This is a genomic window from Polaromonas sp. (assembly GCF_012927485.1).
Classification (GTDB): Bacteria; Pseudomonadota; Gammaproteobacteria; order Burkholderiales; family Burkholderiaceae_C; genus Polaromonas.
In genome coordinates this window covers 67533-73662 of record NZ_JABBPC010000034.1, presented here as the reverse complement: position 1 = coordinate 73662, position 6130 = coordinate 67533, and the positions used below count along the sequence as shown (strand labels likewise).

General features: G+C 54.5%; 7 protein-coding genes. 6 read left to right on the top strand and 1 reads right to left on the bottom strand.

What is annotated here, in order from left to right; genetic code table 11:
* Positions 1–460 (top strand): hypothetical protein (locus tag HHJ16_RS13705; RefSeq protein ID WP_296901446.1); only part of this gene is annotated, 460 nt, incomplete at its 5' end.
* Positions 461–812: 352 nt separating this feature from the next.
* On the opposite strand, the gene HHJ16_RS13700 is transcribed toward HHJ16_RS13705, so the two are convergent.
* Complete coding sequence (locus HHJ16_RS13700; protein ID WP_296901445.1) at positions 813–2330, bottom strand: DUF262 domain-containing protein; 1518 nt, start codon at positions 2328–2330, stop codon at positions 813–815.
* A gap of 451 nt (positions 2331–2781) precedes the next feature.
* On the opposite strand from HHJ16_RS13700, the gene HHJ16_RS13695 reads away from it, so the two are divergent.
* From HHJ16_RS13695 to HHJ16_RS13675, 5 genes are all read left to right on the top strand, one after another.
* Positions 2782–3156, top strand: coding sequence for a helix-turn-helix transcriptional regulator (locus HHJ16_RS13695; protein ID WP_296901443.1), 375 nt, complete (start codon positions 2782–2784; stop codon positions 3154–3156).
* A gap of 8 nt (positions 3157–3164) precedes the next feature.
* A complete protein-coding gene (locus tag HHJ16_RS13690; RefSeq protein ID WP_296901441.1) occupies positions 3165–4496 on the top strand; it encodes a type II toxin-antitoxin system HipA family toxin in 1332 nt (443 codons plus the stop codon).
* A gap of 67 nt (positions 4497–4563) precedes the next feature.
* Complete coding sequence (locus HHJ16_RS13685; RefSeq protein ID WP_296901439.1) at positions 4564–4857, top strand: type II toxin-antitoxin system HicA family toxin; 294 nt, start codon at positions 4564–4566, stop codon at positions 4855–4857.
* Positions 4854–5189 carry a type II toxin-antitoxin system HicB family antitoxin gene (locus HHJ16_RS13680; RefSeq protein ID WP_296901438.1) on the top strand — a complete coding sequence of 112 codons (336 nt, stop codon included), beginning with the start codon at positions 4854–4856 and terminating at the stop codon, positions 5187–5189. The genes HHJ16_RS13685 and HHJ16_RS13680 overlap by 4 nt, the downstream gene beginning before the upstream one ends.
* Before the next feature lie 94 nt (positions 5190–5283).
* On the top strand, positions 5284–6012 hold the full coding sequence (locus HHJ16_RS13675) for a tRNA-uridine aminocarboxypropyltransferase (protein ID WP_296901436.1): 729 nt from the start codon (positions 5284–5286) through the stop codon (positions 6010–6012).
* Positions 6013–6130 lie beyond the last annotated feature (118 nt).

Genomic DNA, 6130 nt, shown 5'->3' with positions numbered 1-6130 from the left:
CTTCCTCATCGCAACTGCGTCACTGGCCTTCGCTTCGACGCAGTCCTATTCCCAGAAACTCGCGCCGACGTCGAGGTCAGTTTTCAAGTGCGAGGTGGCGGGAAAAGTGGTCTATTCCGACTCACCTTGTCTTGGCGCTCAGAAGATTGATGTTGAACCCACACGCGGTCTCAGCAAGACCTCTGGGCGTGAGCAGGTGGGAAATGACGTGCGCCGTGAGCAACACAGAGAGATGTTTGCCGAAGCGATTCGCCCACTCACCGGAATGAATGCGAAGCAACTCGATGTTCAGGGCCGTCGCATGAAGCTCACCGCGGATGCACGGCAGGAATGTCGGCGCCTGGATGCTGAGATTCCCGTCGCAGAGAAGCAAGAGAGGCTTGTCAAACAACAAGCCTTGGCCGATGTTCAGGCGCAGCTATTGCGTATGCGCCGGAGCTTTCGTGAACAGAGTTGCTAAGTCGTTTATTACCGCGCTTTTTCATTGATCAGCAGCTGCTTCATCCATCGTTGACGTATGCGTCTGGATTCAGGACGTGCCGAAGGAAAACTGGGAGCGGGTGGCGAGGTAGAGCGAGCATTGTTGGGTGGGAATTTTTCCGCAACTGCGCTATGCCTTCTTCGCGGGAACTTGTGCCTCACCCCGCTTTCTTAAGCGGCTTTCATCCAGACGCTCGAAAATTCCTTGTCCGCATGGGCAATGGGCACAACAGCCCTGTCTCCTAACTTAGTGACTATCGCGAGCGCACCAGAAAAAAGACGCTCCGGCAAGTTATCCACCTACATCACCGATTCAACTCGGGGCAGTTCTCTTAAGACTTCGGTGTTTGGACGGGGGACGCTGGGGCAGGAGGAATCGTAAGAGTGCTCAAGTCTTCGATCAGTGCACCCAAAAGTTTTGCTTGCGCAAGCGGGAATCGCGGGTTGTCGAGTAGTTCTGGTGTTTTGGCTCCCGCGTATTTGGAAAAGGTTGCACCAGCCTTTTTTCTTTTGCTACGCACTTTTGACGCGTCACCATGGTCAACATCATGTTGACGTTCGGTTCTCAATACGTTTACATCGATGAATGAGTCTGGCAAAGTGGTGATTCTCTGCCCTATGCTCTCCCTGAAAATAAAATACAAATCATCTATCAGTTTCGTGTAGCTAACCAGATCTGAAATAGGTGTCTTGATAGTTAGGAATGCATTAGTGGTTTTGTTGGTCGCCTTAAATAGATCATCGCCATAAATCGCGGCATAGGCAAAATTTAGTTGATGAACTTGTTTGACGATCGTCTCGGCCATCTCAGAAACGGTTGTCGCTAATCCGCTCATTGCTATCGCATTGGAGCCAAACGCTTCCGCTAATTCATTACTGTGCAGTATTGCTTTGCGCAAGAGCACTTCGTGTCGTGTGTGGGCTCCGCCTTTGACATTGGCATTGATTGACTTCTGAAACTTGACAAAGTCGTAGTCTGTTGCCTTCTGGCCCAATTCAATTTGGTTGCCAAGTTCTGATAAGAACCAACGGGTAAATTCGACGAATTTCTTCTCAAGCCCGACTTGCTTTCTGGTTGATACGAGCAGACAGGTCAATGTGAGTAGTGACTGGATGATCGTCCTGTTTTTCAGCAATGGCTCCTGCTTTGGAAAACTCGCAGCCAAGAAGTCCAAAGCTGCTTTCACTCGTTTCGAAGTTTGGCTCGACGTTGAATAGTTGTTGTTTGTCTCAAAAATGGCCTTCACATCTTCAAATCTCAGTCCTGTGTCCAGCCCATCGATTTCAATAGCGAGGGTCTTAGTTGTCACATCAAAATACGCCAGACGCGTGTCAGATAACTCAACGGACTTAGTGAAAAATTCGTGTTTGGTTAGCCCCCTGCAAAAATCCCTGAGCTTGCTGTGAATAGAGTTGAGCTTCTCGCTACTGCTTAGTGGCAAGCCTTGCTGCAATCGTTGAAAGAATTGCTTGACCTCATCCTCGGTAGCGTTTTCAATTTCGTCGAACTCGATTTCAAAGTCGTCGAAGATGTCAGCGATCTTGGTCTTTAAATCCTTGTATGTCGGCCCCCCGAAGTCCTTCATTGTTTCACCAGTCAGCGCCAGATCGTTTGAAAAAAAATCGTATATGGCGTTCAACCGCTGTTGGCCGTCGACGACCTCGTACTGATCCTCGGATACTTTCAGAAAGTAGAACTTTGGAAGTTTCCATCCGCGCAGAACGCTGTCAATTAACTGTTGTTTCCGCTCAATGTTCCATACCTCGCCACGTTGCCATTCTGGAATCTCATAACGGTCACGCCGCTTGAATATTTTGTCGAGCGCGCGTCGTCCAGGGGTCATTTTCATGTGGCAATCCCATTTCCACTTTTTCAGTGGCTTTGTGTGACAGGGGCTAACTGATTGCTTAGGTTTTTGTTTTTCTTGAGCATATGCTAGTTTGTCCTATGCATTGAAGCTGGGTATTCCGCTGAAACTCTCGCTGTTTGCGCTCCAGTTTCGCCTTCGGCGATTTGCTCAACGCCCTCGTTCATTTAAGCTTGTAAATTGAAGCATAGAGTTTCGAAATGCAAACATGAACCCCACCGATCATGGTGCCGCCGTTGAACCATATTTTAGAGAGGTTGCGATCAAATCAGCCTCAAGCCTTCGTCATCATTGCGTGAGCAACTATTAAAGGTCAAGCGGATGGCGACGTCATGCGCTGGATTGACTCAGTTTCAACAGCCTGGAAGCCGTCAGTTATATACATAGATATTGACAAAATATCATAGAAAGATAAACTCTATATTCATACCCCATGCCAAAACAAGCCGTCGCCCTTTCCAAAATCCCACCACAAACCCTGCGTGCCCTTGAGACTTTGGGCTCGCATCTGGCGGTGGCCCGGGTGCGGCGCAAGGAGTCACTGGCAACGCGCGCGAAGCGCATTGGGGTGTCGATTCCGACTTTGACGCGGCTTGAATCCGGCGATCCATCGGTGTCCATGGGCATTTACGCCACGGCCCTGTGGCTCATTGGCCGCGATGGTGAGCTGGCGCGAATCGCCTCGCCGGAGCATGACAAGGGCGCGTTGGAGATGAATATTCAGGAAGCCATTGACCTCGGCAAAGCCCGCGCCAAAGTGGCCCGCAAAAACCGGGCATCGGTCAAGCCGCCGCCAGTTAATTTGTAGCGCACGCCATGGCCACCAAAATTGCCCATCAAACATCGCCAGACCGGCTTTATGCCTGGATGCTGAGTAACCCCCAAAAACCCCGTCTGGTTGGCGAGATCACGCGCCAAAACAATGGCGATGTCGGCTTGACGTACGACCCGGCATGGCTTGAAACCGGGTTTGCCCTGAGCGACGACATGCCGCTCGTGACGCAAACATGGACGCCCGTTCATCACGCGGGTCGGCAACCCGGCGCGCCCGGCGCACTCGATGATGCGCGCCCTGACCGATGGGGCGAAAAGGTGATCCGCTACTTGTACAAGCCGGGTGCATCAGTGTTTGACAACCTTTACTTTGCCGGTGACGAGCGCTTTGGCGCGATGGGCGTTTCCACCTCCAGCAGTGCTTACATCCCCTTCATGGCGCGGTCGCTGCCACGCCTTGAGGACGCTAGCGACCTCAATGATGCGATCCAGATCATCGAGTCGGGCGTGGGCGAGTTGCAGGCGCAGCAGCGGGCGCTGCTGGCTACCAGCGGCAGTCTGGGGGGCGCCAAGCCGAAAGCGGCGATTGCCATCGACGGTGAAGAATGGGTCCTCAAGTTTTACAACGGCGAGCCTTTCGATCTGCCCTTGGTGGAGCACGCCACCATGACACTGGCCCACAAGGCGGGCCTTCAGGTCGCACAAACGCTGTCCGTGCGGCTTCAGGGCGAACACGCCCTTGCCGTCAAGCGCTTTGATCGCCACAACGGTGCGCGCGTGCATTGCCTGTCGGCCTGCACACTCTTGCGCTCGGAGCTGCCGGAAGGCATGGAGCCCGAGTTTGGTTACCCGCAACTGGCGCGCGCATTGCGGCGTTCGGCCGACCCGCGCACGCTGGATGCCCAGTTGCACGAACTGTTCCGGCGCATGGTTTTCAATATTCTGGTCGCCAACACCGACGATCACGAAAAAAATCATGCCTTGCTGTGCAACATCAGTGGCCGCACCATGAAGCTCGAACTCAGCCCCGGCTATGACATCGTTCCGACCGGTTCCGGGGCGCTGGAGCACCAGTTCATGATCTCCGATATCAGCCGAGAGCCCAGCCTGTCCGAGGCCATGACGGTGGTGGATGACTTTGACTTGTCACCTTTGGAGGCGGCCAACGCAGTCCTCAATATCATTGCCGTGGTCAACGAGTGGCAGAGTCACTTTCGATCCTTGGGCGTAACTGAGCCGGACATCACGGAAATTGCCGCCTTGGTTGATGCGCCTGATTTGCTAGAGCAGCGGCAGTCTTTCAGCGCCGATGCTTATGCCCAAGGTGGCAAACCCCGGCGCAAGCGTAATCCTGGGGCCAAAGCGTTTCGTTAGTCGGAAATTTCGATAAGAAACATCGGCTCGGCGCCCAAGCCGCACAAGGCAATGCGCTGGATGCTAAATGCTTGCACTTTTGTCGCTTGGTGATATCATAAGTTCCATCAACAGCAAGCATCAAAAAACCCTTGAAGCCTTGCTGGCCGACCCCGTCAACGGCAATATCGAATGGGTACGAATCGAGGCGTTGCTGGTCGCGCTGGGGTGCTGCGTAATTGAAGGGCCAGGATCAGCCGTGACGTTTGAACACAGTGGCCGCAAAGCCAATTTTCACCGCCCGCACTCTGCCAAAGAGGCATTGAGGTATCGCGTCAAGGCGATACGCGAATTTATAGAAAAAATTGGAGTGCCAACATGAACAAAATGACCTACAAGGGCTATACGGCTCAGATGGAATTTGATACTGATGACAAAATCATTGTGGGCCGCGTGATCGACATTGACGACATCATTACGTTTCACGGCACATCGATTGTTGAGTTTGAGACTGCGATGCAAACTGCTGTGGATGGCTATCTTTTCGCTTGTGAAAAACTGGGCCAAGCGGCTGAGAAACCCGCCAGTGGCCGCTTAATGTTGCGCATTGATCCCGCCGTTCATGCCGCCGCCGCCAAAGCCAGCGCACGCAGTGGCCAAAGCCTGAACAAATGGGCTGAAAAAGCGTTAAACCAAGCCGCACACGCGGGCTAGAGTTCATGCTCCGGAGGCGCCGCATAATCCCGGCGCTTCTCCAACCCATTGGCACCCCTATGTCCTGCGTCTTTTTTTTCCTGCGGGCAGCGCCATGAGCCATGCGGTCGCCCGCCTGCGCGCGGTGCGCCTGGCGCGCCGTGACAAGCCCTTTGTCGCCCGGGGTTCGCGTACGCCGCGCTGCGCCGGTTGCCGGGTGATCATCAGCCACTGTTTGTGTGCCTTGCGCCCCCAGGTGCCGACCCGGGCCGGTATGTGCCTGATCATGTGCGACATCGAGCCGCTCAGACCCAGTAATACCGGCTGGTTGATCGCCGATGTGGTGAGGGACACCGCTGCTTTCGGCTGGTCGCGTACGGCGGTGGACCCGGCCTTACTGACCCTGCTGGCCGACCCGCAGTGGGCGCCTTATCTAGTGTTTCCAGGCGAGTTTGTCGCCCCTGAGCGCGTCGTTACCGAGGTGCCCGTGGTCCCCGGAAAACGGCCGCTGTTTGTCTTGCTGGATGCCACCTGGCCGGAGGCGCGCAAGATGTTTCGCAAAAGCCCTTATCTCGACCAGTTGCCGGTGCTCAGCCTGCAACCCGAACAACTCTCGCGCTACCGCCTGCGCCGCTCGACCCGCGATGACCACCTGTGCACCTCGGAGGTGGCCGCCCTGTGCCTGGCCATGGCGGGTGAACCGCATGCTGGCGAGACGCTGGAAGCTTATTTGGAAGTCTTCACCCACCATTACCTGAATGCCAAACAGTCCGTGCCGCCGAATCTTGAAGACGCAGCGCATCAGCGTTTGCGCGCTCTGGCTATGCCTGCGCAATTTGTATAGCACCGCAACTTTTGCCAGTCTTGGACAAACCGAGGAAAGTTGGATTTAGAGTGTGGGTTGGAGACCGTTACCGCTCTGGCGTCCCGACGAAGGTGACTGACAGAAGGACCAAGACGCT